General features: G+C 39.8%; 21 protein-coding genes. 18 read left to right on the forward strand and 3 right to left on the reverse strand.

What is annotated here, in order from left to right:
* Positions 1-24: 24 nt before the first annotated feature.
* The 11 genes from ADJ60_RS03810 to ADJ60_RS11605 all read left to right on the forward strand — a co-directional run bounded on the left by ADJ60_RS03810 (position 25) and on the right by ADJ60_RS11605 (position 9393).
* Positions 25-891 carry an ABC transporter permease gene (locus ADJ60_RS03810; RefSeq protein WP_045612545.1) on the forward strand — a complete coding sequence of 289 codons (867 nt, stop codon included), beginning with the start codon at positions 25-27 and terminating at the stop codon, positions 889-891.
* Positions 888-1646, forward strand: a complete 759-nt coding sequence (locus tag ADJ60_RS03815) for an ABC transporter ATP-binding protein (RefSeq protein ID WP_049543530.1) — start codon at positions 888-890, stop codon at positions 1644-1646. Before ADJ60_RS03810 ends, ADJ60_RS03815 begins: the two co-directional genes overlap by 4 nt.
* Positions 1647-1735: 89 nt before the next feature.
* Positions 1736-3496, forward strand: a complete 1761-nt coding sequence (dnaG, locus tag ADJ60_RS03820; protein WP_049543532.1) for a DNA primase — start codon at positions 1736-1738, stop codon at positions 3494-3496.
* A gap of 2 nt (positions 3497-3498) precedes the next feature.
* Positions 3499-4608, forward strand: a complete 1110-nt coding sequence (gene rpoD, locus ADJ60_RS03825; RefSeq protein ID WP_000201903.1) for an RNA polymerase sigma factor RpoD — start codon at positions 3499-3501, stop codon at positions 4606-4608.
* A 14-nt stretch (positions 4609-4622) separates the two neighbouring features.
* Positions 4623-4952 (forward strand): metal-sulfur cluster assembly factor, encoded by a 330-nt coding sequence (locus tag ADJ60_RS03830; RefSeq protein WP_000331925.1) that lies wholly within the window; start codon positions 4623-4625, stop codon positions 4950-4952.
* A gap of 115 nt (positions 4953-5067) precedes the next feature.
* Complete coding sequence (cpoA, locus tag ADJ60_RS03835; RefSeq protein ID WP_004254610.1) at positions 5068-6111, forward strand: alpha-galactosylglucosyldiacylglycerol synthase; 1044 nt, start codon at positions 5068-5070, stop codon at positions 6109-6111.
* Positions 6112-6126: 15 nt separating this feature from the next.
* The gene (locus ADJ60_RS03840; RefSeq protein WP_049543534.1) at positions 6127-7452 is read left to right on the forward strand and encodes a glycosyltransferase family 4 protein; all 1326 of its coding nucleotides are present in this window, start codon (positions 6127-6129) and stop codon (positions 7450-7452) included.
* 14 nt (positions 7453-7466) lie between these two features.
* A complete protein-coding gene (locus ADJ60_RS03845) occupies positions 7467-7658 on the forward strand; it encodes a PspC domain-containing protein (protein WP_162489588.1) in 192 nt (63 codons plus the stop codon).
* A gap of 58 nt (positions 7659-7716) precedes the next feature.
* The gene (locus ADJ60_RS03850) at positions 7717-7851 is read left to right on the forward strand and encodes a DUF4044 domain-containing protein (RefSeq protein ID WP_000863859.1); all 135 of its coding nucleotides are present in this window, start codon (positions 7717-7719) and stop codon (positions 7849-7851) included.
* Positions 7852-7914: 63 nt separating this feature from the next.
* The gene (gene obgE / locus ADJ60_RS03855) at positions 7915-9225 is read left to right on the forward strand and encodes a GTPase ObgE (protein WP_049543536.1); all 1311 of its coding nucleotides are present in this window, start codon (positions 7915-7917) and stop codon (positions 9223-9225) included.
* A 9-nt stretch (positions 9226-9234) separates the two neighbouring features.
* Positions 9235-9393, forward strand: coding sequence for a hypothetical protein (locus ADJ60_RS11605; protein ID WP_001808548.1), 159 nt, complete (start codon positions 9235-9237; stop codon positions 9391-9393).
* Between the two features lie 43 nt (positions 9394-9436).
* On the opposite strand, the gene ADJ60_RS03865 is transcribed toward ADJ60_RS11605, so the two are convergent.
* A complete protein-coding gene (locus tag ADJ60_RS03865) occupies positions 9437-9907 on the reverse strand; it encodes an arginine repressor (RefSeq protein ID WP_020902899.1) in 471 nt (156 codons plus the stop codon).
* Positions 9908-10378: 471 nt separating this feature from the next.
* Positions 10379-12661 carry a Xaa-Pro dipeptidyl-peptidase gene (locus ADJ60_RS03870; protein ID WP_049543538.1) on the reverse strand — a complete coding sequence of 761 codons (2283 nt, stop codon included), beginning with the start codon at positions 12659-12661 and terminating at the stop codon, positions 10379-10381.
* A gap of 288 nt (positions 12662-12949) precedes the next feature.
* Between ADJ60_RS03870 and ADJ60_RS03875 the strand changes: the two genes are divergently transcribed.
* The 3 genes from ADJ60_RS03875 (at position 12950) to pyk (ending at position 18704) form a co-directional block, all read left to right on the forward strand.
* Entirely contained in the window at positions 12950-16051 is a 3102-nt protein-coding gene (locus ADJ60_RS03875; protein ID WP_049543540.1) for a DNA polymerase III subunit alpha, read from the forward strand.
* 81 nt (positions 16052-16132) lie between these two features.
* Positions 16133-17140, forward strand: coding sequence for a 6-phosphofructokinase (gene pfkA, locus ADJ60_RS03880; RefSeq protein WP_020900675.1), 1008 nt, complete (start codon positions 16133-16135; stop codon positions 17138-17140).
* 58 nt (positions 17141-17198) lie between these two features.
* Complete coding sequence (gene pyk / locus ADJ60_RS03885; protein ID WP_049543541.1) at positions 17199-18704, forward strand: pyruvate kinase; 1506 nt, start codon at positions 17199-17201, stop codon at positions 18702-18704.
* Between the two features lie 307 nt (positions 18705-19011).
* On the opposite strand, the gene ADJ60_RS03890 is transcribed toward pyk, so the two are convergent.
* Positions 19012-19998, reverse strand: a complete 987-nt coding sequence (locus tag ADJ60_RS03890; protein ID WP_000204728.1) for an L-lactate dehydrogenase — start codon at positions 19996-19998, stop codon at positions 19012-19014.
* Positions 19999-20192: 194 nt separating this feature from the next.
* On the opposite strand from ADJ60_RS03890, the gene gyrA reads away from it, so the two are divergent.
* The 4 genes from gyrA (at position 20193) to ADJ60_RS03910 (ending at position 25456) form a co-directional block, all read left to right on the forward strand.
* Positions 20193-22661 (forward strand): DNA gyrase subunit A, encoded by a 2469-nt coding sequence (gene gyrA, locus ADJ60_RS03895; RefSeq protein WP_049543543.1) that lies wholly within the window; start codon positions 20193-20195, stop codon positions 22659-22661.
* Complete coding sequence (locus ADJ60_RS03900) at positions 22661-23404, forward strand: class A sortase (RefSeq protein ID WP_049543545.1); 744 nt, start codon at positions 22661-22663, stop codon at positions 23402-23404. The genes gyrA and ADJ60_RS03900 overlap by 1 nt, the downstream gene beginning before the upstream one ends.
* A 165-nt stretch (positions 23405-23569) precedes the next feature.
* A complete protein-coding gene (locus tag ADJ60_RS03905) occupies positions 23570-24367 on the forward strand; it encodes a formate/nitrite transporter family protein (RefSeq protein ID WP_049543547.1) in 798 nt (265 codons plus the stop codon).
* 291 nt (positions 24368-24658) lie between these two features.
* Complete coding sequence (locus tag ADJ60_RS03910) at positions 24659-25456, forward strand: formate/nitrite transporter family protein (RefSeq protein ID WP_000254780.1); 798 nt, start codon at positions 24659-24661, stop codon at positions 25454-25456.
* The last annotated feature ends 87 nt before the right edge of the window (positions 25457-25543 follow it).

Raw genomic sequence — 25543 nt, forward strand, 5'->3', positions numbered from 1 at the left:
CGTATAGAAAAGGTTAAGAAACAGATGATATTATCTATTATTTCTCAAGGATTTGTCTGGGCAATTCTAGGTCTGGGAATCTTTATGACATTTAGGATTTTGAACTTTCCAGATATGACGACAGAAGGTTCCTTCCCTCTTGGGGGAGCTGTTGCTGTCACTTTGATAACCAAAGGCGTGAACCCATTTTTAGCGACACTTGTTGCTGTAGGAGCAGGTTGTTTGGCTGGTATGGCAGCAGGACTTCTTTATACAAAAGGGAAGATCCCCACCTTGCTCTCAGGGATTTTGGTGATGACTTCCTGTCACTCTATCATGCTCTTGATTATGGGGCGTGCAAATTTAGGACTGCTTGGAACTAAGCAAATTCAGGATGTTTTGCCTTTTGATTCGGATTTGAATCAACTCTTGACAGGTCTCATCTTTGTGAGTATTGTTATTGCTCTCATGCTCTTTTTCTTGGATACCAAACTAGGACAAGCCTATATTGCTACAGGCGACAATCCTGATATGGCTAGAAGTTTCGGGATTCATACTGGACGCATGGAGCTCATGGGCTTGGTCTTATCAAATGGTGTGATTGCCCTTGCAGGAGCTCTCATTGCCCAGCAAGAAGGGTATGCCGATGTATCTCGAGGAATCGGAGTTATCGTTGTGGGGCTTGCAAGTTTGATTATTGGAGAAGTTATCTTCAAGAGTTTGAGCTTGGCAGAACGTCTGGTTACCATCGTTGTAGGTTCTATCGCTTATCAATTCTTAGTGTGGGCTGTCATCGCTCTTGGCTTTAATACAAGTTACCTTCGTTTGTACAGCGCCGTGATTTTAGCAGTCTGTCTCATGATTCCAACATTTAAGCAAACAATCTTGAAAGGAGCCAAATTAAGCAAATGACAGCAATTGTAGAATTAAAAAATGCAACCAAAGTCGTTAAAAATGGCTTTGATGAAGAAAAGATTATTTTAAATGATGTTTCCTTAGAAATTTTTGAACAGGATTTCATCACGATTTTAGGTGGAAATGGAGCTGGGAAATCAACTCTTTTTAACACTATTGCAGGAACCTTATCACTAACCAGTGGAACTATTCGTATCTTGGGTGAAGATGTTACTAAGTTTTCACCCGAGAAGCGGGCAAAGTATCTGTCTCGAGTTTTCCAAGATCCTAAGATGGGGACAGCCCCTCGTATGACAGTAGCTGAAAATCTTTTGATTGCCAAGTTTCGTGGTGAAAAGCGTGGACTATTTCCACGACGCTTGACTAGTTATAAGGATGAATTTCAGACGACCATTGAAAAAGTAGGGAATGGTCTGGAGAAACATTTGAATACACCGATTGAATTCTTATCAGGTGGACAAAGACAGGCCCTGAGTCTCTTGATGGCAACCTTGAAGCGACCTGAATTACTCCTGTTAGATGAGCATACTGCAGCCCTTGATCCAAAGACCAGTGTGGCCTTGATGGAATTGACGGATGAATTTGTCAAGAAAGATCAGCTGACAGCCCTTATGATTACTCATCACATGGAAGATGCTCTTAAGTATGGCAATCGCTTAATTGTCATGAAAGAAGGACGAATTATCCAAGATTTGAACCAAGAAGAAAAAGCAAAAATGAAAATCTCTGATTATTATCAACTCTTTGAATAAAGTAGGGAAAATGAGTGAAATGGTTTACTTTTTTTCTGAAATAAAGTATACTATATAAAGTAAACTATGATAACATGGAGGTATTGTGTATGGTTGACAAACAAGTCATTGAAGAAATCAAAAACAATGCCAACATTGTGGAAGTCATAGGAGATGTGATTTCTTTACAAAAGGCAGGACGGAACTATCTAGGGCTCTGTCCTTTTCATGGTGAAAAAACACCTTCTTTCAACGTTGTAGAGGACAAGCAGTTTTATCACTGTTTTGGTTGTGGTCGCTCGGGTGATGTCTTTAAGTTCATCGAGGAGTACCAAGGGGTTCCCTTTATGGAGGCTGTCCAAATCTTAGGTCAGCGTGTCGGGATTGAGGTGGAAAAACCGCTTTATAGTGAACAGAAGCCAGCTTCACCCCACCAAGCTCTTTATGATATGCATGAAGATGCAGCCAAATTTTATCACGCTATTCTCATGACAACGACTATGGGAGAAGAGGCGAGAAATTACCTTTATCAGCGTGGTTTGACAGATGAAGTGCTTAAACATTTTCGGATTGGTTTGGCACCTCCAGAACGAAACTATCTCTATCAACGTTTGTCTGGTCAGCACCGTGAAGAGGATTTCCTAGATTCAGGACTGTTTTATCTCTCGGATGCTAATCAATTTGTAGATACCTTTCACAATCGCATTATGTTTCCCCTGACAAATGACCAAGGAAAGATTATTGCCTTCTCAGGTCGTATCTGGCAGAAAACGGATTCACAAACTTCTAAGTATAAAAATAGTCGATCGACTGCAATTTTTAACAAAAGTTACGAATTATATCATATGGATAGGGCAAAAAAATCTTCTGGGAAAGCCAGTGAGATTTACCTGATGGAAGGATTCATGGATGTCATTGCAGCCTATCGGGCTGGAATCGAAAACGCTGTCGCATCTATGGGAACAGCCTTGAGTCGTGAGCATGTTGAGCATCTGAAAAGGCTAACTAAGAAGTTGGTTCTTGTTTATGATGGTGATAAGGCTGGGCAAACTGCGACATTGAAAGCGCTGGATGAAATTGGTGATATGCCTGTGCAAATCGTCAGCATTCCTGATAACTTGGATCCTGATGAGTATCTACAAAAAAATGGTCCAGAAGACTTGGCCTATCTATTAACGAAAACTCGTATTAGTCCGATTGAGTTCTACATTCACCAGTACAAGCCTGAAAATAGTGAAAATCTGCAGGCTCAGATTGAGTTTATTGAAAAAATAGCTCCCTTGATTGTTCAAGAAAAGTCTATCACTGCTCAAAACAGCTATATTCATATTTTAGCTGACAGTTTGGCGTCCTTTGATTATGCCCAGATTGAGCAGATTGTTAATGAAAGCCGTCAGGCACAAAGGCAGAATCGCATGGAAGGAATTTCCAGACCGACGACAATCACTATGCCTGTCACCAAGCAGTTATCAGCTATTATGAGGGCAGAAGCTCATCTACTTTATCGAATGATGGAATCTCCCCTTATTTTGAATGATTACCGTTTGCGAGAAGACTTTTCATTTGATACACCTGAATTTCAGGTCTTATATGACTTGCTTGGCCAGTATGGAAATCTTCCTCCGGAAGTTTTAGCAGAACAGACAGATGAAGTTGAAAGAGCTTGGTACCAAGTCTTAGCTCAGGATTTGCCTGCTGAGATGTCACCTCAGGAACTTAGTGAAGTAGAAATGACTCGAAACAAGGCTCTCTTGAATCAGGACAATATGAGAATCAAAAAGAAGGTGCAGGAAGCGAGCCATGTAGGAGATACAGACACAGCCCTAGAAGAATTGGAACGTTTAATTTCCCAAAAGAGAAGAATGGAGTAATAATGGCAACAAAACAAAAAGAAGTAACAACATTTGATGTACAAGTAGCAGAATTTATCCGTAATCATAAACAAAAAGGGACAGCAACTGATGATGAAATTAATGCAAGTCTGGTGATTCCTTTTACCTTGGATGCTGATGGGATTGAAGATCTCTTGCAACGAATTCAGGATGCAGGGATTTCTATCACAGATAACGAAGGAAATCCAAGTGCGCGTGTTCTTAGCACTGAAGAAGAGCCAGAACTCAGTGATGAGGACTTGATTGGTTCAACTTCGGCTAAGGTTAATGACCCTGTCCGTATGTACTTGAAAGAAATCGGGGTCGTACCTCTCTTGACCAATGAAGAGGAAAAAGAATTGGCGCTTGCTGTTGAAGCTGGTGATATCGAAGCCAAACAACGTCTTGCGGAAGCCAACCTTCGTTTGGTTGTTTCTATTGCTAAACGCTATGTTGGTCGTGGTATGCAGTTCCTTGACTTGATTCAAGAAGGAAATATGGGCTTGATGAAGGCGGTTGACAAGTTTGATTATTCTAAAGGGTTCAAGTTTTCAACTTACGCAACTTGGTGGATTCGTCAGGCTATCACTCGTGCTATTGCGGATCAAGCTCGTACCATCCGTATCCCAGTTCACATGGTTGAAACCATCAATAAATTGGTTCGTGAACAGCGTAACCTCCTTCAAGAATTGGGACAAGATCCAACACCAGAACAAATCGCTGAACGTATGGATATGACCCCTGACAAGGTTCGTGAAATCTTGAAGATTGCCCAAGAACCGGTATCCCTTGAAACTCCAATCGGTGAAGAGGATGATAGCCACCTTGGGGACTTTATCGAAGATGAAGTGATTGAAAATCCAGTGGACTATACAACTCGTATCGTTTTGCGTGAGCAGTTGGATGAGGTCTTGGATACTCTTACAGACCGTGAAGAAAATGTTTTGCGTCTGCGTTTTGGGCTAGATGATGGTAAAATGCGTACCCTTGAAGATGTGGGTAAAGTCTTTAACGTGACTCGCGAGCGTATCCGTCAGATTGAAGCTAAAGCTTTGAGAAAACTACGCCAACCAAGTCGCAGCAAACCGCTTCGTGATTTTATTGAAGACTAAGAGTGAGGATGAATATGGCTTATACAGAAGAGCAAATTGAAAACATCAAAACACGAATTTTATCAGCCTTGGAAGAAGTTATTGACCCTGAGTTGGGAATCGATATTGTCAATCTTGGTTTGATCTATGAAATTCGTTTTGACGGTGACACAGGACAAACAGAGATTGATATGACTTTGACAACCATGGGTTGTCCTCTAGCAGACCTTTTGACAGACCAGATTTATGATGCTATGACAGAGGTTCCAGAAGTAACGGATACTGAGGTCAAATTAGTTTGGTATCCAGCCTGGACTGTTGAAAAAATGAGTCGCTATGCACGTATTGCCCTAGGCATTAAGTAAACAAATAAAAACATGTGAGAGATTATTGGAAAAGCGAGGAAATTTCCCCCTCTTTTCCTCTAGTCTCTCCTTTCTTTTGCTGATTTTATTCAAAGAAAATGATATAATAGTAGTTATGGAAAAAAAGAAATTACGCATCAATATGTTGAGTTCAAGTGAGAAAGTAGCAGGACAAGGAGTTTCAGGTGCTTACCGTGAATTAGTTCGTCTTCTTCACCGTGATGCCAAGGACCAATTGATTGTTACAGAAAATCTTCCAATAGAGGCAGATGTGACTCACTTTCATACAATTGATCTCCCCTATTATTTATCAACATTCCAGAAGAAACGATCAGGAAGGAAAATTGGCTATGTGCATTTCTTACCTGATACACTCGAGGGGAGTTTGAAAATTCCATTTTTCATAAAGGGAATTGTGAAACGCTATGTATTTTCTTTTTACAACCGGATGGAGCACTTGGTGGTGGTCAATCCTATGTTTATTGAGGATTTAGTGGCAGCTGGTATTCCACGTGAAAAAGTGACCTATATCCCTAACTTTGTCAACAAGGAAAAATGGCATCCGCTTCCACAGGAAGAGGTAGCGAGACTGCGTACAGAGCTAGGTCTTAGTGACAATCAGTTTATCGTAGTAGGTGCTGGTCAAGTTCAGAAACGCAAAGGGATTGACGATTTTATCCGTCTGGCTGAGGAATTGCCGCAAATTACCTTTATCTGGGCAGGTGGTTTCTCTTTTGGTGGTATGACAGATGGTTATGAACGCTACAAGAAAATCATGGAAAATCCCCCTAAAAATTTGATTTTTCCAGGTATTGTATCGCCAGAGCGGATGCGCGAATTGTATGCCCTAGCGGATCTTTTCTTGCTTCCTAGTTACAATGAACTCTTTCCTATGACTATCCTAGAAGCTGCCAGTTGTGAAGCTCCGATTATGTTGCGTGATTTAGATCTTTATAAGGTAATTTTGGAGGGAAATTATCGGGCGACAGCAGATAGAGAAGAGATGAAAGAAGCTATTCTGGAATATCAAGCGAATCCTGCTGCTTTAAAAGATTTGAAAGAAAAAGCTAAGAATATTTCTAGAGAGTATTCAGAAGAGCATCTGTTACAAATCTGGTTGGACTTTTATGAGAAACAAGCCGCTTTAGGGAGAAAGTAAAAAGTGAGGTAATCTATGCGAATTGGTTTATTTACAGATACCTATTTTCCTCAGGTTTCAGGTGTTGCGACCAGTATTCGAACCTTGAAAACCGAACTTGAAAAGCAGGGGCACGCTGTTTTTATCTTTACGACGACAGATAAGGATGTCAATCGTTATGAAGATTGGCAAATTATCCGCATTCCAAGTGTTCCCTTCTTTGCTTTTAAGGATCGTCGCTTTGCCTATCGAGGATTCAGCAAGGCGCTTGAAATTGCTAAACAATATCAACTGGATATTATCCATACTCAGACAGAATTTTCTCTTGGCTTGTTGGGAATTTGGATTGCGCGTGAATTGAAGATTCCAGTCATCCATACCTATCACACCCAATACGAAGACTATGTACATTATATTGCCAAGGGGATGTTGATTCGTCCTAGCATGGTAAAGTATCTGGTCAGAGGTTTCCTGCATGATGTGGATGGGGTGATTTGCCCTAGTGAGATTGTCCATGACTTGCTATCTGACTATAAGGTTAAGGTTGAAAAACGAGTCATTCCAACAGGGATTGAATTAGCCAAGTTTGAGCGTCCGGAAATAAAGCAGGAAAATTTGATAGAACTGCGTAGTAAACTGGGGATTCAAGATGATGAAAAGATGTTGCTGAGTCTTTCCAGAATTTCCTATGAAAAAAATATTCAAGCAGTTTTAGCAGCTTTTGCAGATGTTCTGAAAGAAGAAGACAAGGTTAAACTGGTAGTTGCTGGGGATGGCCCTTATCTGGATAACCTCAAAGAGCAAGCTCAGAAACTAGAGATTCAAGACTCCGTTATCTTCACAGGTATGATTGCTCCTAGTGAGACAGCTCTTTACTATAAGGCGGCGGATTTCTTCATCTCGGCATCGACAAGTGAAACGCAAGGTTTGACATACTTGGAAAGCTTAGCTAGTGGGACGCCTGTCATTGCTCACGGAAATCCTTATCTGGACAATCTTATCAGTGATAAAATGTTTGGAACCTTGTATTACGGTGAACATGATTTGGCTGGAGCTATTCTGGAGGCCCTGATTGCAACGCCAGATATGGATGAGCATACCTTATCAGAGAAATTATATGAGATTTCAGCTGAGAATTTTGGAAAACGGGTGCATGAGTTTTATCTTGATGCTATTATTTCAAATAATTTCCAGAAAGATTTAGCCAAAGATGATACGGTCAGCCAGCGTATCTTTAAGACAGTTTTGTATTTACCGCAACAGGTGGTTGCTGTGCCCGTAAAAGGCTCTAGACGCATGCTGAGGGCTTCAAAAACACAGTTAATCAGCATCAGAGATTATTGGAAAGACAGTGAAGAATAGAAAGAGGAATAGCTATGAAAAAACAATTGATGAGAAGTGGTAGTGATCAAAAAATTGCTGGAGTATGTGCTGGGGTCGCAAATTATTTTGATATTGATCCGACTATTGTTCGTGTAATATGGGGTGTTCTTGCATTTTGTTATGGGGCAGGAATTGTAGCTTATATCATTTTATGGATTATTGCACCTGTAGCAACTGACTATTGAAAACTAGCTCAATTCATGCTAAGATAATAGAAAATAGAATGTAACGAAGGAGATAAAAATGGCATTTGGAGATAATGGAAATCGTAAAAAAACTATGTTTGAGAAAATAACCTTGTTTATCGTGATTATCATGCTAGTAGCAAGTTTATTGGGAATTTTTGCAACTGCAATTGGTGCCCTCAGTAATCTATAAAATAGATACAAGAAAATTTAGTGACTGGGATTTCCCAGCCCTTTTTTAAAGTGAGAAGAAAAAATGAGTATGTTTTTAGATACAGCCAAGATTAAGGTCAAGGCTGGTAATGGTGGCGATGGTATGGTTGCCTTTCGCCGTGAAAAATATGTCCCTAATGGGGGTCCTTGGGGTGGTGACGGTGGTCGTGGAGGAAATGTGGTCTTCGTTGTAGACGAAGGTTTGCGTACCTTGATGGATTTCCGCTACAATCGTCATTTCAAGGCTGATTCTGGTGAAAAAGGGATGACCAAAGGGATGCATGGTCGTGGTGCTGATGACCTTAGAGTTCGAGTGCCACAAGGTACGACTGTTCGTGATGCAGAGACTGGCAAGGTTTTGACAGATTTGATAGAACACGGGCAAGAATTTATCGTTGCTCACGGAGGTCGCGGTGGACGTGGAAATATCCGCTTTGCGACACCAAAAAATCCTGCACCTGAAATCTCTGAAAATGGAGAACCAGGTCAGGAACGTGAGTTACAATTGGAACTAAAAATCTTGGCAGATGTTGGTTTAGTAGGTTTCCCATCTGTAGGGAAATCAACTCTTTTAAGTGTTATTACATCTGCTAAACCAAAAATCGGTGCCTACCACTTTACGACCATTGTACCAAATCTAGGTATGGTTCGCACCCAATCAGGTGAATCCTTTGCAGTAGCCGATCTGCCAGGTTTGATTGAAGGGGCTAGTCAAGGTGTCGGTCTGGGAACCCAGTTCCTCCGTCATATCGAACGTACACGTGTCATCCTCCATATCATTGATATGTCAGCTAGCGAAGGCCGTGATCCATATGAGGATTATCTTGCCATCAATAAAGAGCTGGAGTCATACAATCTTCGTCTCATGGAGCGTCCACAGATTATTGTAGCCAATAAGATGGATATGCCTGAGAGTCAGGAAAATCTTGAAGAATTCAAGAAAAAATTAGCTGAAAACTATGATGAATTTGAAGAGTTACCAGCTATCTTCCCAATATCTGGTTTGACCAAGCAAGGTCTGGCTACACTTTTGGATGCTACAGCTGAATTGCTAGACAAGACACCAGAATTCTTGCTCTACGACGAGTCAGATATGGAAGAAGAAGCCTACTATGGATTTGATGAGGAAGAAAAAGCCTTTGAAATTAGTCGTGATGACGATGCAACATGGGTACTTTCTGGTGAAAAACTCATGAAACTCTTTAATATGACCAACTTTGATCGTGACGAATCAGTCATGAAATTTGCTCGCCAGCTTCGTGGTATGGGGGTTGATGAAGCCCTTCGTGCGCGTGGTGCTAAAGATGGGGATTTGGTCCGCATTGGTAAATTTGAGTTTGAATTTGTAGACTAGGAGACTGATATGGGAGATAAACCGATATCTTTCCGAGATGCGGATGGTAATTTCGTTTCTGCCGCAGATGTTTGGAATGAAAAGAAATTGGAAGAACTATTTAATCGTCTCAATCCAAATCGTGCCCTGAGATTAGCACGAACTAAAAAAGAAAATCCATCTCAGTAAAGAATATAACAAAATTCCGTGCCACATCAGACACGGAATTTTCTTATTCTTCAAAGAAAAATGGTGGAGCGAATTTTTTCAGTTCTTCAAAGCATCTTTGAGCAGCTTCTGCATCTTCGCAGATGACAAGGCAGACATCATCACCACAGAGAGTAGCGATAGCGTCAGAGAAACTTAATGCATCAATGATAGAACCAAAGGATTGCGCAAGTCCAGGAAGGGTTTTAAGGAGGACTTGGTGTTGAACGGGACGCATCAAGACAAGAGCATCTTCCATGTAGATTTCGAGACGTTTCTCCCATTTTGAGATAGAGCCTGTATTGAGCACGTAGTAAGAGTTGTCTTCTTCTCGTACTTTTGAAAGGTTCATACTTTTAATATCTCTCGAAAGTGTAGCTTGTGTAACTTGAATATCATTATCGGCAAGAAGAGCTTGTAGCTCAGCTTGAGTATGAATCTTGTTTTTCGTTACAAGAGCTCGTATGAGTTGGTGTCGGTGTTCAGATTTATTCATAAAATATTACTCCTTGTACAAGGTACAGAAAGCGTGGACTGAACGAGAACGTCAGTCGAGTGGTAAGCGGTATTGTCACGTATGATGATTTTAAAGTCAGTAGTATAAAGGACTATACGGAGGAAATCTCCTTCTTTTAACTTGTCACTAGTTGGGTGTAGATGAATAGGCTATCTATCCGTTTATCTACATTGGTGTCCTCTACTAACAGTAAATCATTCAATTAGGGTAGCCTTTTGTCACGACTTCTTGTGAATTTACGATTAATGTTAATTCACAGAGATTTTCCAACATGTAGTGTGGTAGCGTGTATTATAGAGGGTTACACATGTAAGTTATGGGGATTAGTATCTTTTGTTCAAACTCCAGTTATGGGCTTATCATAAGTCTTTCTTTGAGAGTGAATTTGATACTAAGTTTATGTTTCCTTAGACTATTCAAGTGGAAATCTTCCATATTGAAAGTCTGATATCATACCTTTTGACAAGGTAGGATAAGACTAGACTGTTCTAGATCGACAGTCAGGTGGTAAGCGGTATTGTCACGGATTGTGATTTCAAAGTCAGTAGTATAGAGGACTAAACGAAGAGTATCTCCTTCTTTTAACTTGTAAATAGTTGGTTGCAGTTCAAACTGGATATCCATCCATTCATCTGCAGTAATATTCTCTACTAACAATAAATCATTTCTATTTTGTAAATTGAGGTAGCCTTTTGTCACGACGCGTTGTGCATTTTCACGAAAAGGCAATTCGTTAAGATTTTCCAACATGTAGTAGCGACCGTTGTCAATGGTTCTAGCACTTAAAACAGCTGGATAAGGTTGTAGGTATTTTTTTTGTCCATGTTCCATTAGTTGGGCAGATAAGAGCCCCTTATTTGTACTGGATTTGATACGAAGATTGAGTTGGGCACGACCGTTCAAGTGAAGATCTTTGGTTACAGGAAAGTCAATAGTAATCTGATTGACTTTCCCTTGATAGAGTTCTGTATTGAAGGTCTGGTATGTCTTACCATAACGCTCAAAATCTTTATCTGAGTACTGGTTTTGAATGACTTTCTCTTCTTGACCAAGTGAGAAGGTTTCAAAGTTTTCTTGCCCACCGAAGGTATCAAGTGATAACCAAGCCTGAGGAGCTGTATTGTCCTGCCAGATAACAGTAGGAAGTTGGTATTCCGTTTCCTGTTCCAGTAATTTCTTTGTCAACAAAGCATTCATGGACTCACGGAAATCAATGGACTGCCAGTTATTCATATAAACATGGGCACCATTATGGAAAAAGAGGTGCTTATTTATATTATCAGGAAGGGCGTGAAACATCTGATAAACATGAAGTGGTTTGACATTCCAATCCTGTGAACCATGAGTAAAGACAACCTCTGCCTTTACCTTATGGGCATTAAGCAGATAATTGCGGTCATGCCAAAACTGATTGTAGTCGCCAGACTTGCGATCCAGTTGCACTTTTACTTTTTCTAAGTCAGCTTGGTGAGACTCATTGCCACGGATATAGTCACCAGCCAAGAGATTACGAGAGTAGGTTAGTTCAGCAAGGGAGTCAAAGTCCTCACCTGGATAACCACCTGGGCTAGTTACTAGACCGTTTTCACGGTAGTAGTTGTACCACGAAGAAATACCAGCCTCGGCAATGATAACCTCTAAACCATCTACACCTGTAGTCGCAAGACCATTGGACATGGTACCTAGATAGGAAAGTCCAGTTGTGGCAACTTTTCCGTTTGACCAGTCAGCCTTGACTTGACGCTGGCGCGTATGGTCAGTAAAGGCACGGCAACGACCATTAAGCCAATCGATAACATTTTTATAAGCCTCTATTTGCTGGTAGTCCCCGTTAGTCATGAAACCAGTAGAGTCTTTGGTACCAACACCTGAGACATAGAGATTAGCAAAACCTCGTGGAAGGAAGTAGTCGTTGAGTGTATAGCTAGCGTTGATGTGCGTTAGCTTTTCCTCAGTTTCTGACACAAGTTCAGCTTGACCTTGAGGTTGGACGAGATTTAGTTGAGGTTCCTCTAGCTCAATCTTGTGAGCAGGTTTAACCTCGAGATTGCCCTCCATCTTGTAGAGAGCCTTGTCACTAGCTTTATCATTTGTTCCTTGATGATAGGGACTTGCAGTCATGATAGCAGGGATTTGTCCGTCATAACGAGGACGAATAATGCTGACCTTGACTAAGTCTGGTAGCCCTTTTCGGTCAGTATCGACACGAGTCTCAACGTAAACGACTTCTCGAATGGCATCATGGCTAGAAAAAGTAGCCAAACTCTTGCCGTTAAAGTAGTGGTAGTCATTATCCTCAGGAATAAGACCGTCACTGACAAGTTGGTCGATAAGAGTGTTTCCCTTTTTGGTGCGAGTATTGAGTAACTGATAGAGATTTTCAATCAAGTCACCATATTTGATAGGAAATTCTGTTTCTTGACGAAATTGCTCAACGTCTTCAAAGTCAACCAAATAAGAAAAACCTAAAAGTTGAAAGGCTACAGTATAGAAAATATCTGCAGTCAGTTCTTTGTCTGACTGAAAAAATGTCAGTAAGTCAGTTTTTTTATCTGAAGAAAGTATAGACAAGGGATAATCTATATTTTGATATGTGAAATAAATTTTACGAATAAAGTCCTCAAATTGCTTTTTTTCTGAATCAGTAGGTTTTAGGTTGAAACCTAAAGAAACTAAATCATTCAGGGCCTGCGTTGATGAAGTTTTAAGATAGCTGTATTGATTAAAACGCATAAGACCTCCTATTTACGAAATATATTAAGGTTATTATATCAAAAAATAGAGAGAAAAGAAACTATAAAAATTAACAGAAATTATAATAAATAAAAATAAGTACTTATAAAATAAACATGTAAAATGATAAGCTTAAATACAAAAATATTAGTGGTGCTGTTGGAAATCAGACAAGGATTGTCTAATTAACTATGATTTGAGCTACTAGATATTAAAGCATCAGTAATAGTAATAGAAATTTTAAGAAAATGGTATAATATAGTGAGAACGATAGAGGAGAAGTGTAAATTGATCGCACAACTAGATACAAAAACAGTCTATAGTTTTATGGAGAGTGTCATTTCAATCGACAAGTATGTGAGAGTAGCAAAAGACTATGGATACACTCATCTGGCTATGATGGATATTGATAATCTTTATGGGGCTTTCGACTTTCTAGAGGTTACAAAAAAATACGGCATTCATCCTTTGTTAGGGCTTGAAATGAATGTGTTTGTAGATAATCAGGAAGTGAATTTACGCTTTTTAGCTCTATCTAGTGTGGGCTATCAGCAGTTGATGAAGCTTTCAACAGCCAAGATGCAGGGGGAGAAAAGTTGGTCAGTTCTATCTCAGTATCTAGAGGATATTGCGGTAATTGTGCCTTATTTTGAAGAGCTTGAGTTGTTAAATCTAGGCTGTGATTACTATATAGGGGTTTACCCAGAAACACTGGCCAGCGAATTTCACCATCCTATTTTGCCATTGTATCGGGTCAATACATTTGAAAGTAAGGATAGAGAAGTTCTTCAAGTATTAACAGCGATTAAAGAAAATCTACCACTCAGAGAAGTTCCCTTGCGTTCGAGACAAGATGTTTTTATATCAGCAAGTTCTTTAGAGAAACTATTCCAAGAACGTTTTCCTCAAGCCTTGGAAAACTTAGAAAAGCTGATTTCAGGCATTTCTTATGATTTGGATACGAGTCTGAAACTGCCTCGTTTTAATCCAGCTAGACCAGCCGTAGAAGAGTTGAGAGAGCGTGCTGAACTGGGACTTGCTCAGAAGGGATTGTCTGATAAAGAATATCAAGATCGACTAGACCAAGAATTGGCGGTTATTCATGATATGGGCTTTGATGATTATTTCTTGGTTGTTTGGGATTTGCTGCGTTTTGGACGTTCGAATGGCTACTATATGGGAATGGGACGAGGTTCTGCAGTTGGTAGCTTGGTTTCCTATGCTTTAGACATTACAGGGATTGACCCAGTAGAGAAAAATCTGATTTTTGAACGCTTCCTCAATCGTGAACGCTATACCATGCCTGATATTGATATTGATATCCCAGATATTTATCGTCCAGATTTTATCAGATATGTTGGTAATAAATATGGCAGTAAACATGCGGCTCAAATCGTTACCTTTTCTACTTTTGGTGCTAAGCAAGCTCTTCGAGATGTCTTAAAACGTTTTGGTGTGCCAGAGTATGAATTATCTGCAATTACCAAGAAAATCAGTTTTCGTGATAATCTTAAGTCAGCCTATGAAGGGAACCTTCAGTTTCGTCAGCAAATTAATAGTAAGTTAGAATACCAAAAAGCCTTTGAAATCGCTTGCAAGATTGAGGGCTATCCAAGACAAACCTCTGTCCATGCAGCTGGTGTTGTGATCAGTGACCAAGATTTGACCAACTACATCCCTCTGAAGCATGGTGATGAAATTCCACTGACTCAGTATGATGCTCATGGAGTTGAAGCTAGTGGACTTTTGAAAATGGATTTTCTGGGGCTACGAAATTTGACCTTTGTCCAGAAGATGCAAGAGTTGCTTGCTGAAACAGAAGGTGTTAAGATAGTTATCAACGAGATTGATTTGGAAGATAAAGAAACGTTAGCTTTATTTGCCTCTGGTAATACAAAAGGTATCTTTCAATTTGAGCAACCTGGTGCCATTCGCTTGCTCAAGCGTGTTCAGCCAGTCTGTTTTGAAGATGTCGTAGCAACTACTTCCCTAAATCGACCAGGTGCTAGTGACTACATCAATAATTTTGTGGCAAGAAAACATGGGCAGGAAGAAGTGACGGTTCTAGATTCAGCACTTGAGGATATTTTGGCTCCAACTTATGGCATTATGCTCTATCAGGAGCAGGTTATGCAGGTTGCTCAGCGATTTGCTGGATTTAGTCTTGGGAAGGCTGATATTTTGCGTCGAGCTATGGGTAAAAAGGATGCCTCTGCTATGCATGAGATGAGGGCTTCCTTTATTCATGGCTCCATAGAAGCTGGTCATACTGCGGAAAAAGCAGAGCAGGTTTTTGATGTTATGGAGAAGTTTGCAGGTTATGGTTTTAACAGGTCACACGCCTATGCCTACTCAGCCTTGGCCTTCCAATTGGCTTATTTCAAAACACATTATCCAGCTATTTTTTATCAGGTCATGTTGAATTCTGCCAATAGTGATTATGTAACAGATGCCTTAGAAGCAGGTTTTGAAGTAGCCCCATTGTCCATCAATACTATTCCCTATCACGATAAAATTGCCAACAAGTCTATCTATCTAGGTTTGAAATCGATTAAGGGGCTCAGCAAGGATTTGGCGCTTTGGATTATTGAACATAGACCTTATTCTAATATTGAAGATTTTTTAGCTAAACTACCTGAGAATTATTTGAAACTTCCTTTGCTGGAACCTTTGGTAAAAGTTGGTCTTTTCGATTCATTTGAAAAAAATCGTCAAAAAGTATTCAATAATTTAGCTAATCTATTTGAATTTGTGAAAGTGTTAGGAAGCTTATTTGGAGAGACCATCTATAGTTGGCAAGATTCGGAGGACTGGTCGGAGCAAGAAAAATTCTACATGGAACAAGAGCTTCTAGGAGTAGGAGTGAGCAAACATCCCTTACAAGCTATTGCAAGTAAGGCTATTTACCCTATTACCCCAATTGGAAATTTGTCAGAAAATAGCTACGCTATTATTTTGGTTGAAGTTCAGAAAATAAAAGTAATTCGTACCAAAAAGGGTGAAAATATGGCTTTCTTACAGGTGGATGACAGTAAGAAAAAATTGGATGTTACCCTCTTTTCAGATTTATATCGACAGGTTGGACAGGAAGTAAGAGAAGGAGCCTTCTACTATATAAAAGGAAAAATCCAGTCACGTGACGGTCGTCTGCAAATGATTGCACAAGAAATAAGAGAAGCAGTGGCTGAACGCTTTTGGATTCAGGTAAAAAATCATGAATCGGATCAAGAAATTTCACGTATTTTAGACCAATATAAAGGCCCAATCCCAGTTATCATCAGGTATGAAGAGGAACAGAAAACCATTGTTTCTCCTAACCATTTTGTAGCTAAATCTGATGAATTAGAAGCGAAATTGAATGGAATCGTTATGAAAACGATTTATCGCTAAAATTACGGAAAATAGAAGAATTTTCAACGTAAATGTGGTATAATCAGTAAGAATGTTAAAAGAAAAAGGAGCATAACCAATATGAAACGTATTGCTGTTTTGACTAGTGGTGGAGACGCCCCTGGTATGAACGCTGCCATCCGCGCAGTTGTTCGTCAAGCAATTTCAGAAGGAATGGAAGTGTTTGGTATCTATGATGGATATGCTGGTATGGTTGCCGGTGAAATTCATCCCCTAGATGCAGCTTCAGTAGGGGACATCATTTCTCGTGGTGGTACTTTCCTTCACTCAGCTCGCTACCCAGAGTTCGCTCAACTTGAAGGGCAACTTAAAGGGATTGAGCAATTGAAAAAACACGGGATTGAAGGTGTAGTTGTTATTGGTGGTGACGGATCTTACCACGGTGCTATGCGTTTGACTGAACATGGCTTCCCAGCTATCGGTCTTCCAGGTACAATCGATAACGATATCGTTGGTACTGACTTTACAATCGGTTTTGACACAGCGGTTACGACTGCTATGGACGCTATCGATAAGATTCGTGATACGTCATCAAGTCACCGTCGTACTTTTGTTATCGAAGTTATGGGACGTAACGCTGGTGATATCGCTCTTTGGGCAGGTATTGCAACTGGTGCTGATGAAATCATCATTCCTGAAGAAGGATTCAAGATGGAAGATATCGTAGCAAGTATCAAAGCTGGTTATGAGTGTGGTAAAAAACACAATATCATCGTCTTGGCTGAAGGTGTGATGTCAGCGGCTGAATTTGGTCAAAAACTAAAAGAAGCTGGAGATACAAGCGACCTTCGTGTAACAGAACTTGGACATATTCAACGTGGTGGTTCTCCAACTGCGCGTGACCGTGTTTTGGCATCACGTATGGGTGCTCATGCTGTTAAACTTCTTAAAGAAGGTATCGGTGGTGTTGCGGTTGGTATCCGTAACGAGAAAATGGTTGAAAACCCAATCCTTGGAACTGCAGAAGAAGGAGCATTGTTTAGCTTGACTGCAGATGGTAAGATTGTGGTTAACAACCCACACAAGGCTGACCTTGAGCTATCTAGCTTGAATAAGAGCTTGTCATAATTTATAATTTAGTTAATAAGACCAAAAAGGTCATATATATAAAGGAGTCACAAAAATCATGAACAAACGTGTAAAAATCGTTGCAACTTTGGGACCTGCGGTAGAAATCCGTGGTGGTAAAAAATTCGGTGATGACGGATACTGGGGTGAAAAACTTGATGTTGAAGCTTCAGCTAAAAACATTGCTAAATTGATTGAAGCTGGTGCTAACACATTCCGTTTCAACTTCTCACACGGTGACCACCAAGAACAAGGTGACCGTATGGCAACTGTTAAACTTGCTGAAAAACTTGCAGGTAAAAAAGTTGGTTTCCTTCTTGATACAAAAGGACCAGAAATCCGTACAGAATTGTTCGAAGGTGAAGCTAAAGAGTATTCATACAAAACTGGTGAGAAAATCCGTGTTGCAACTAAACAAGGAATCAAATCAACTCGTGAAGTGATTGCATTGAACGTTGCTGGTGCTCTTGATATCTATGATGATGTTGAAGTTGGTCGTCAAGTTTTGGTTGACGATGGTAAACTTGGTCTTCGTGTGGTTGCTAAAGATGATGCAACTCGTGAGTTTGAAGTTGAAGTTGAAAACGATGGTATCATCGCTAAACAAAAAGGTGTTAACATTCCTAACACTAAAATTCCTTTCCCAGCTCTTGCTGAACGCGATAACGACGATATCCGTTTCGGTCTTGAACAAGGTATCAACTTCATCGCTATTTCATTCGTACGTACTGCAAAAGACGTGAACGAAGTTCGTGCAATCTGTGAAGAAACTGGGAACGGACACGTTCAATTGTTCGCTAAAATCGAAAACCAACAAGGTATCGATAACTTGGATGAAATCATCGAAGCTGCTGATGGTATCATGATTGCTCGTGGTGACATGGGTATCGAAGTACCATTCGAAATGGTTCCAGTTTACCAAAAAATGATCATCACTAAAGTCAATGCTGCAGGTAAAGTTGTTATCACTGCAACAAACATGCTTGAAACAATGACTGAAAAACCACGTGCAACTCGTTCAGAAGTATCAGACGTATTCAACGCTGTTATCGACGGTACTGACGCTACAATGCTTTCAGGTGAGTCTGCAAACGGTAAATACCCACTTGAGTCAGTAACTACAATGGCTACAATCGACAAGAACGCTCAAACTCTTCTTAACGAATACGGTCGCTTGAACTCAGATTCATTTGAACGTAACTCTAAGACAGAAGTAATGGCTTCAGCTGTTAAAGATGCTACTAACTCAATGGATATTAAATTGGTTGTAACTCTTACTAAGACAGGTCACACTGCACGTTTGATCTCTAAATACCGTCCAAATGCTGACATCTTGGCATTGACATTCGACGAATTGACAGAACGTGGATTGATGTTGAACTGGGGTGTTATCCCAATGTTGACAGATGCTCCATCTTCAACTGACGATATGTTCGAAATTGCTGAACGTAAAGCAGTTGAAGCAGGTCTTGTACAATCTGGCGACGATATCGTTATCGTAGCTGGTGTACCACTTGGAGAAGCTGTTCGTACAAATACAATGCGTATCCGCACAGTACGCTAATCAAAATGAAAAAGAGCCTATCATATCAAGCTTTCTAGCCTGTATGATAGGTCTTTTTTGTGCCAGGGGGCAAAACTTTTTACTTTCGATTTAATGCGACAGTATCAAGTGCGTCAAGCACTGCTTACTCCAGACCTTTTGTAACGTGAGTATAGATCTAATTGGTGGTTTTTCGGATTTATGCCCAAACTGTGACATGATAGCTTTTAAAGTTATGTTGTTTTTTACATAAACTTCATAAAATGTTTAGTTAAGATAGAGATAAAAAATAACTCCCTGATGAGTCAAGGAGTTATTTCTATCTAAATTAGTTTTTAGAAGCAGCTTGGAATTCTGGGTTTTTCCATGCTTCGTCAATGATAGCTTGCAATTCTTTAGCAGATGCTTGCATTTTTTGAGTTTCTGCGTCGTTCAATGGAATGTTTACTGGACGAACGATACCATGTGCACCAACAACAGCTGGTTGACCGATAAAGACATTCTTAACTCCGTATTGACCTTCTTGGAATACTGAAAGTGGAAGTACTGCGTTTTCGTCGTCAAGGATTGCTTTAGTGATACGAGCAAGGGCTACTGCGATACCGTAGTATGTTGCACCTTTTTTGTTGATGATTGTGTAGGCTGCATCACGAACACCTTCGAACAATTCAATCAATTCAGCTTCTTGAACATTTTGAGTGTCTTTAAGGAATTCTTCAAGGTTTACACCAGCGATGTTTGCGTGTGACCAAACAGCGAACTCAGAGTCACCGTGTTCACCCATGATGTAAGCGTGAACTGAACGAGCATCTACATCCAATTTTTCAGCAAGTGCTTGACGGAAACGAGCTGAGTCAAGTGAAGTACCTGAACCGATAACGCGTTCTTTAGGGAAACCAGAGAATTTCCAAGTTGAGTAAGTCAAAACGTCAACTGGGTTAGCAGCAACAAGGAAGATACCTTTGAAACCTGATTCAACAACTTGAGTTACGATTGATTTGTTGATAGCAAGGTTTTTACCTACAAGGTCAAGACGAGTTTCACCTGGTTTTTGAGGCGCACCTGCAGTGATTACAACAAGGTCAGCGTCTGCACAGTCAGAGTATTGAGCTGCATAGATTTTTTTAGGTGAAGTGAAGGCAAGGGCGTGACTAAGGTCAAGCGCGTCACCAACAGCTTTTTCATGCAATTGTGGAATTTCGATAATTCCAAGCTCTTGTGCAATTCCTTGGTTAACAAGTGCAAAAGCGTAAGAAGAACCTACAGCACCATCACCGACAAGGATAACTTTTTTGTGTTGTTTAGTTGAAGTCATTATTCTAAACATCTCCTTAATTTTATTCAGGGATTTCCCCAGTTATTTTAATTCTATCACTTTTAAAAAGCTTTGTCACGGATATGCATTTCAGTTCTTGATGTAAACGTTTTAGTGGTTTTAGATACCTGAAATATAGTGGACATTATGGTATAATATAGTTAATTACTAATAGTGAAATGAGGCATTTATTAATGCAGGATAGAAATTTAGTGAATGTCAATCTGACAAAGGAGATGAAGACGAGTTTTATCGATTACGCCATGAGTGTTATCGTAGCGCGGGCTCTTCCTGATGTTCGAGATGGCTTGAAACCGGTTCACCGTCGGATTCTCTATGGAATGAATGAATTGGGTGTTACTCCAGACAAACCCCATAAAAAATCTGCTCGTATTACAGGGGACGTCATGGGTAAATACCACCCACACGGGGATTCCTCTATCTATGAAGCCATGGTCCGCATGGCTCAATGGTGGAGTTACCGTTACATGCTTGTCGACGGCCATGGAAACTTTGGTTCCATGGATGGTGATGGTGCTGCCGCCCAACGTTACACCGAGGCACGCATGAGCAAGATTGCTCTGGAGATGCTTCGTGATATCAATAAAAATACAGTTGATTTCGTTGATAACTACGATGCCAATGAACGTGAACCCTTGGTATTGCCAGCGCGCTTTCCAAATCTTTTGGTTAATGGAGCGACTGGTATTGCGGTTGGGATGGCAACAAATATTCCACCTCATAACTTGGGTGAAACCATTGATGCAGTGAAGTTGGTCATGGACAATCCTGAAGTGACTACTAAGGACTTGATGGAAGTTTTGCCTGGTCCAGATTTTCCAACAGGTGCCCTTGTCATGGGGAAATCAGGTATTCATAAGGCTTATGAAACAGGTAAAGGTTCTATTGTCCTTCGTTCTCGTACTGAAATTGAAGAAACTAAAACTGGCCGTGAGCGCATCGTTGTGACAGAATTTCCATACATGGTAAATAAAACCAAGGTACATGAGCATATTGTTCGTTTGGTTCAGGAAAAACGAATCGAAGGTATTACGGCGGTACGTGATGAATCCAATCGTGAGGGCGTTCGCTTTGTGATTGAGGTCAAGCGCGATGCCTCAGCCAACGTTATCCTTAACAACCTCTTCAAGATGACCCAAATGCAAACCAACTTTGGTTTTAATATGTTGGCGATTCAAAATGGGGTACCGAAGATTTTGTCTCTTCGTCAGATTTTGGATGCTTATATTGAGCACCAAAAAGAAGTAGTTGTTCGTCGTACTCGTTTTGATAAGGAAAAAGCAGAAGCACGCGCTCATATCTTAGAAGGTCTCTTAATAGCACTAGACCATATCGATGAAGTGATTCGTATTATCCGTGCTAGTGAAACGGATGCGGAAGCACAAGCTGAGTTGATGAGTAAGTTTAAGCTTTCTGAACGTCAAAGTCAGGCTATCCTTGATATGCGTCTTCGTCGTTTGACAGGTTTGGAACGCGATAAGATTCAGTCTGAGTATGATGACCTCTTGGCTCTGATTGCGGATTTAGCAGATATTCTTGCTAAGCCGGAACGTGTGTCTCAAATCATCAAAGACGAATTAGACGAAGTCAAGCGTAAGTTTGGCGATCAACGTCGTACGGAACTGATGGTCGGTGAAGTCTTAAGCCTCGAAGATGAAGATTTGATTGAAGAATCGGATGTCTTAATTACACTTTCTAACAAGGGATACATCAAACGTCTCGACCAAGCTGAGTTCACCGCTCAAAAACGTGGTGGCCGCGGTGTTCAAGGAACAGGTGTTAAGGATGACGATTTTGTTCGTGAGTTAGTGTCGACTAGCACCCATGATCACCTACTCTTCTTTACAAATAAAGGCCGTGTTTATCGCCTGAAAGGCTATGAAATTCCTGAGTATGGCCGTACTGCTAAGGGCTTGCCGATTGTCAATCTTTTGAAATTGGATGAAGGCGAAAGTATTCAAACCATCATCAATGTTGAGTCTGAACGCAGTGATGATGCTTACCTCTTCTTCACAACTCGTCATGGTATTGTGAAGAGAACCAGCGTTAAGGAATTTGCTAACATTCGTCAAAATGGACTTAAGGCTTTAAACCTCAAGGATGAAGATGAGTTGATTAATGTCTTGCTGACAGAAGAGGACACGGATATTATCATTGGTACAAAGTTTGGTTATGCAGTTCGCTTTAATCAATCAGCAGTTCGTGGTATGAGTCGTATCGCCACTGGTGTGAAAGGTGTTAATCTTCGTGAAGGGGACACAGTTGTTGGTGCTAGTGTGATTACAGACCAGGACGAGGTTCTTATCATCACTGAAAAAGGATTTGGTAAGCGCACAGTTGCGACTGAATATCCAACTAAAGGTCGTGGTGGTAAAGGGATGCAAACTGCTAAAATTACTGAAAAGAATGGTTCCCTTGCTGGTCTTATGACAGTAAAAGGTGATGAAGATTTGATGATTATCACTGATACAGGTGTCATGATTCGAACCAACGTTGCCAATATTTCACAAACAGGTCGCTCAACTATGGGAGTTAAAGTGATGCGCCTGGACCAAGATGCCAAAATTGTAACCTTTACTACGGTTACAGCGGCAGAAAAAGAAGAGGTTGGGACAGAAAACGAAACAGAAGGTGAAGCATAATGCCTCATAAAAAGAACAAAAAGAAAACAAACCGTAAAAATTTACTAATCAATATCTTGGCAGGTTTTTTAATCCTCTTGTCAGTAGCTTTGATTTTCAATTCAAAAATTCGTGATATGTTCATGGTTTGGAATACCAATAAATACCAAGTCAGCCAAGTATCAAAAGAAAAATTGGAAGAAAATCAAGATACAGAAGGTAATTTTGACTTTGATTCCGTAAAAGCCATCTCGTCAGAAGCTGTCTTATCCTCACAATGGGATTCGCAAAAATTGCCAGTTATCGGTGGAATTGCTGTCCCTGAGGTAGAAATTAACTTGCCTATTTTTAAGGGGCTTGATAATGTCAATCTCTTCTATGGAGCTGGTACAATGAAGCGTGACCAAGTGATGGGGAAAGGAAACTATTCACTTGCGAGCCACCACATCTTTACAGCAGAAAATGCCAGTCAAATGCTCTTTTCTCCACTGGCACGCGCTAAAAATGGGATGAAAATTTATCTAACTGATAAGGATAAAGTTTATACCTATGAAATTCGAGAAGTGAAGCATGTGACACCAGATCGCGTCGATGAGATTGATGATCGTAGTGGTGTTGATGAAATCACACTTGTAACATGTGTAGACTATGATGCGACAGAACGTATTATCGTAAAAGGTGACTTGAAAGATACAAAAGATTATTCACAAACACCTGAAGAAATTCTAACAGCTTTCAATCAGCCATATAAACAGCGCTATTAATAGTTAAAGAATCAGTAAACATTTAGTTTTACTGGTTCTTTTTATATTGCTTTATAAACATATTATGTAATGTTAAATCAATACAAATATTATCATTTTTAAAAACAATTACCTATTTTAATATTTTGTGTTATAATACTAAATATAAAAAAATAGGAGACGTTTATGAGTTCGTCAGAGTTTATTTCGAAGATTGATTATTATTGCCACAAGAAAGAAAGTCTTTTCAAGCAAAGTAAGTTAAAGTATGCAATTCGTTCTATGTTTGCAGGTGCTTTTTTAACCTTCAGTACAGCTGCCGGGGCTATTGGTGCAGATTTACTTAATAGTATTGTTCCAAGTAGTGGGTATTTCCTGTTCCCATTTGTTTTTGCTTGGGGGCTGGTTTATATTGTCTTCCTAAATGCGGAATTGGTAACTTCCAATATGATGTATTTAACAGCAGGCGCATTTTTGAAAAAGATTGATTGGAAAAAGGCAATGATTATTTTACTCTATTGTACTTTGTTTAATCTCATTGGTGCCTTGGTAGCTGGATGGGCCTTTGCCAACTCGTCAGCCTTTTCGCATTTGACCCATGATAGTTTCCTTCCTAAGCTTGTAGCCAAGAAATTGGCGCGTCCAAGTGATTTAGTCCTGCTTGAGGGAATTCTTGCCAATGTATTTGTAAATATTGCCATTCTTTCATCTATACTAGTCAAAGATGGTACTGCCAAACTATGGATTATTTTATCAGCTATTTCCATGTTTGTCTTCTTGTCCAATGAGCACATCGCTGCCAATTTTGCTTCCTTTAGTATTATGAAATTCAGCATGATTGCTGATCAAGTACCTCACTTTGATCTTCCAAATATCCTTCGACATTGGGGTGTAACCTTTATTGCTAACTTTATAGGTGGAGGTCTTCTGATTGGTTTACCGTATGCCTTTCTAAATAAGAATGAAGATACATATGTTGATTAAGAAGAGTTAGTGTATCAGGGAGAATCAGAATGATTCTCTCTTTTTCTTTTACAAAATAGGCTTGCAGAGAAAATCGTTTTTAAATTGTAAAAATAAAATATATTAAATGGAATAAAAGTTATTCCATATAACCTCAATATTCTAATAACTAAAACTTCTAAAAGCTTATTATTAAAACAATGTAAACGATTGCTGGATTTATAAATTTATTAAAAATGCAATTAGGAAAGGCTTTTCATTATATCTATTTTATGTTATAATTATCACAAATAAAAATTTTAGGAGTTTATTATGGTTTCTTCAGAATTTATCTCAAAGATTGAATTTGCTTGCAAGAAGAAGGAAAGTCTTTATAGTCAAAGCAAATTTAAGTATGCGATTCGTTCTATGTTCGCAGGTGCATTTTTAACCTTCAGTACTGCTGCTGGTGCAGTTGGGGCTGACTTGATTAATAAAATTGCACCAGGTAGTGGACGCTTCCTCTTCCCATTTGTCTTTGCTTGGGGCTTGGCCTACATTGTTTTCTTGAATGCTGAGTTGGTAACATCAAACATGATGTTCTTGACTGCTGGTAGTTTCTTGAAAAAAATTTCTTGGAGAAAAACGGCTGAGATTTTACTTTACTGTACCTTATTCAACCTTATCGGAGCTTTAATAGCAGGTTGGGGCTTTGCTCATTCGGCAGCCTATGCAAATCTGACTCACGATAGTTTCATCTCAGGGGTTGTTGAGATGAAGTTAGGCCGTTCAAATGAATTAATCTTGCTTGAGGCGATTTTGGCAAATATTTTCGTAAATATTGCGATTCTTTCATTTGTTTTGGTCAAAGATGGTGGTGCTAAACTATGGCTCGTTTTATCAGCGATTTACATGTTTGTATTCTTAACAAACGAGCACATTGCTGCGAACTTTGCTTCTTTCGCGATTGTAAAATTCAGTGTTGCTGCTGACTCAATTGCCAACTTCGGTATTGGAAATATGCTTCGCCACTGGGGTGTAACCTTCATCGGAAACTTTATCGGAGGAGGCCTCTTGATGGGTCTTCCATATGCCTTCCTCAATAAAAATGAAGATACTTATGTAGATTAAGAAAATGAGCACGATTGAGTCGTGCTTTTTTCATTTTTAAAATAAGGTAATAGTTATTTACTATATCAAAATATAGAAAACTAATAT

Origin of the sequence: Streptococcus pseudopneumoniae (assembly GCF_001076775.1) — a bacterium.
In the GTDB taxonomy this organism is placed as follows: domain Bacteria; phylum Bacillota; class Bacilli; order Lactobacillales; family Streptococcaceae; genus Streptococcus; species Streptococcus pseudopneumoniae_G.

Coding starts and splice junctions, on each gene's coding strand:
- ADJ60_RS03810 (WP_045612545.1), top strand. CDS start 25: ATGATATTATCTATTATTTCTCAAGGATTTGTCTGGGCAATTCTAGGT.
- ADJ60_RS03815 (WP_049543530.1), top strand. CDS start 888: ATGACAGCAATTGTAGAATTAAAAAATGCAACCAAAGTCGTTAAAAAT.
- dnaG (WP_049543532.1), top strand. CDS start 1,736: ATGGTTGACAAACAAGTCATTGAAGAAATCAAAAACAATGCCAACATT.
- rpoD (WP_000201903.1), top strand. CDS start 3,499: ATGGCAACAAAACAAAAAGAAGTAACAACATTTGATGTACAAGTAGCA.
- ADJ60_RS03830 (WP_000331925.1), top strand. CDS start 4,623: ATGGCTTATACAGAAGAGCAAATTGAAAACATCAAAACACGAATTTTA.
- cpoA (WP_004254610.1), top strand. CDS start 5,068: ATGGAAAAAAAGAAATTACGCATCAATATGTTGAGTTCAAGTGAGAAA.
- ADJ60_RS03840 (WP_049543534.1), top strand. CDS start 6,127: ATGCGAATTGGTTTATTTACAGATACCTATTTTCCTCAGGTTTCAGGT.
- ADJ60_RS03845 (WP_162489588.1), top strand. CDS start 7,467: ATGAAAAAACAATTGATGAGAAGTGGTAGTGATCAAAAAATTGCTGGA.
- ADJ60_RS03850 (WP_000863859.1), top strand. CDS start 7,717: ATGGCATTTGGAGATAATGGAAATCGTAAAAAAACTATGTTTGAGAAA.
- obgE (WP_049543536.1), top strand. CDS start 7,915: ATGAGTATGTTTTTAGATACAGCCAAGATTAAGGTCAAGGCTGGTAAT.
- ADJ60_RS11605 (WP_001808548.1), top strand. CDS start 9,235: ATGGGAGATAAACCGATATCTTTCCGAGATGCGGATGGTAATTTCGTT.
- ADJ60_RS03865 (WP_020902899.1), bottom strand. CDS start 9,907: ATGAATAAATCTGAACACCGACACCAACTCATACGAGCTCTTGTAACG.
- ADJ60_RS03870 (WP_049543538.1), bottom strand. CDS start 12,661: ATGCGTTTTAATCAATACAGCTATCTTAAAACTTCATCAACGCAGGCC.
- pfkA (WP_020900675.1), top strand. CDS start 16,133: ATGAAACGTATTGCTGTTTTGACTAGTGGTGGAGACGCCCCTGGTATG.
- pyk (WP_049543541.1), top strand. CDS start 17,199: ATGAACAAACGTGTAAAAATCGTTGCAACTTTGGGACCTGCGGTAGAA.
- ADJ60_RS03890 (WP_000204728.1), bottom strand. CDS start 19,998: ATGACTTCAACTAAACAACACAAAAAAGTTATCCTTGTCGGTGATGGT.
- gyrA (WP_049543543.1), top strand. CDS start 20,193: ATGCAGGATAGAAATTTAGTGAATGTCAATCTGACAAAGGAGATGAAG.
- ADJ60_RS03900 (WP_049543545.1), top strand. CDS start 22,661: ATGCCTCATAAAAAGAACAAAAAGAAAACAAACCGTAAAAATTTACTA.
- ADJ60_RS03905 (WP_049543547.1), top strand. CDS start 23,570: ATGAGTTCGTCAGAGTTTATTTCGAAGATTGATTATTATTGCCACAAG.
- ADJ60_RS03910 (WP_000254780.1), top strand. CDS start 24,659: ATGGTTTCTTCAGAATTTATCTCAAAGATTGAATTTGCTTGCAAGAAG.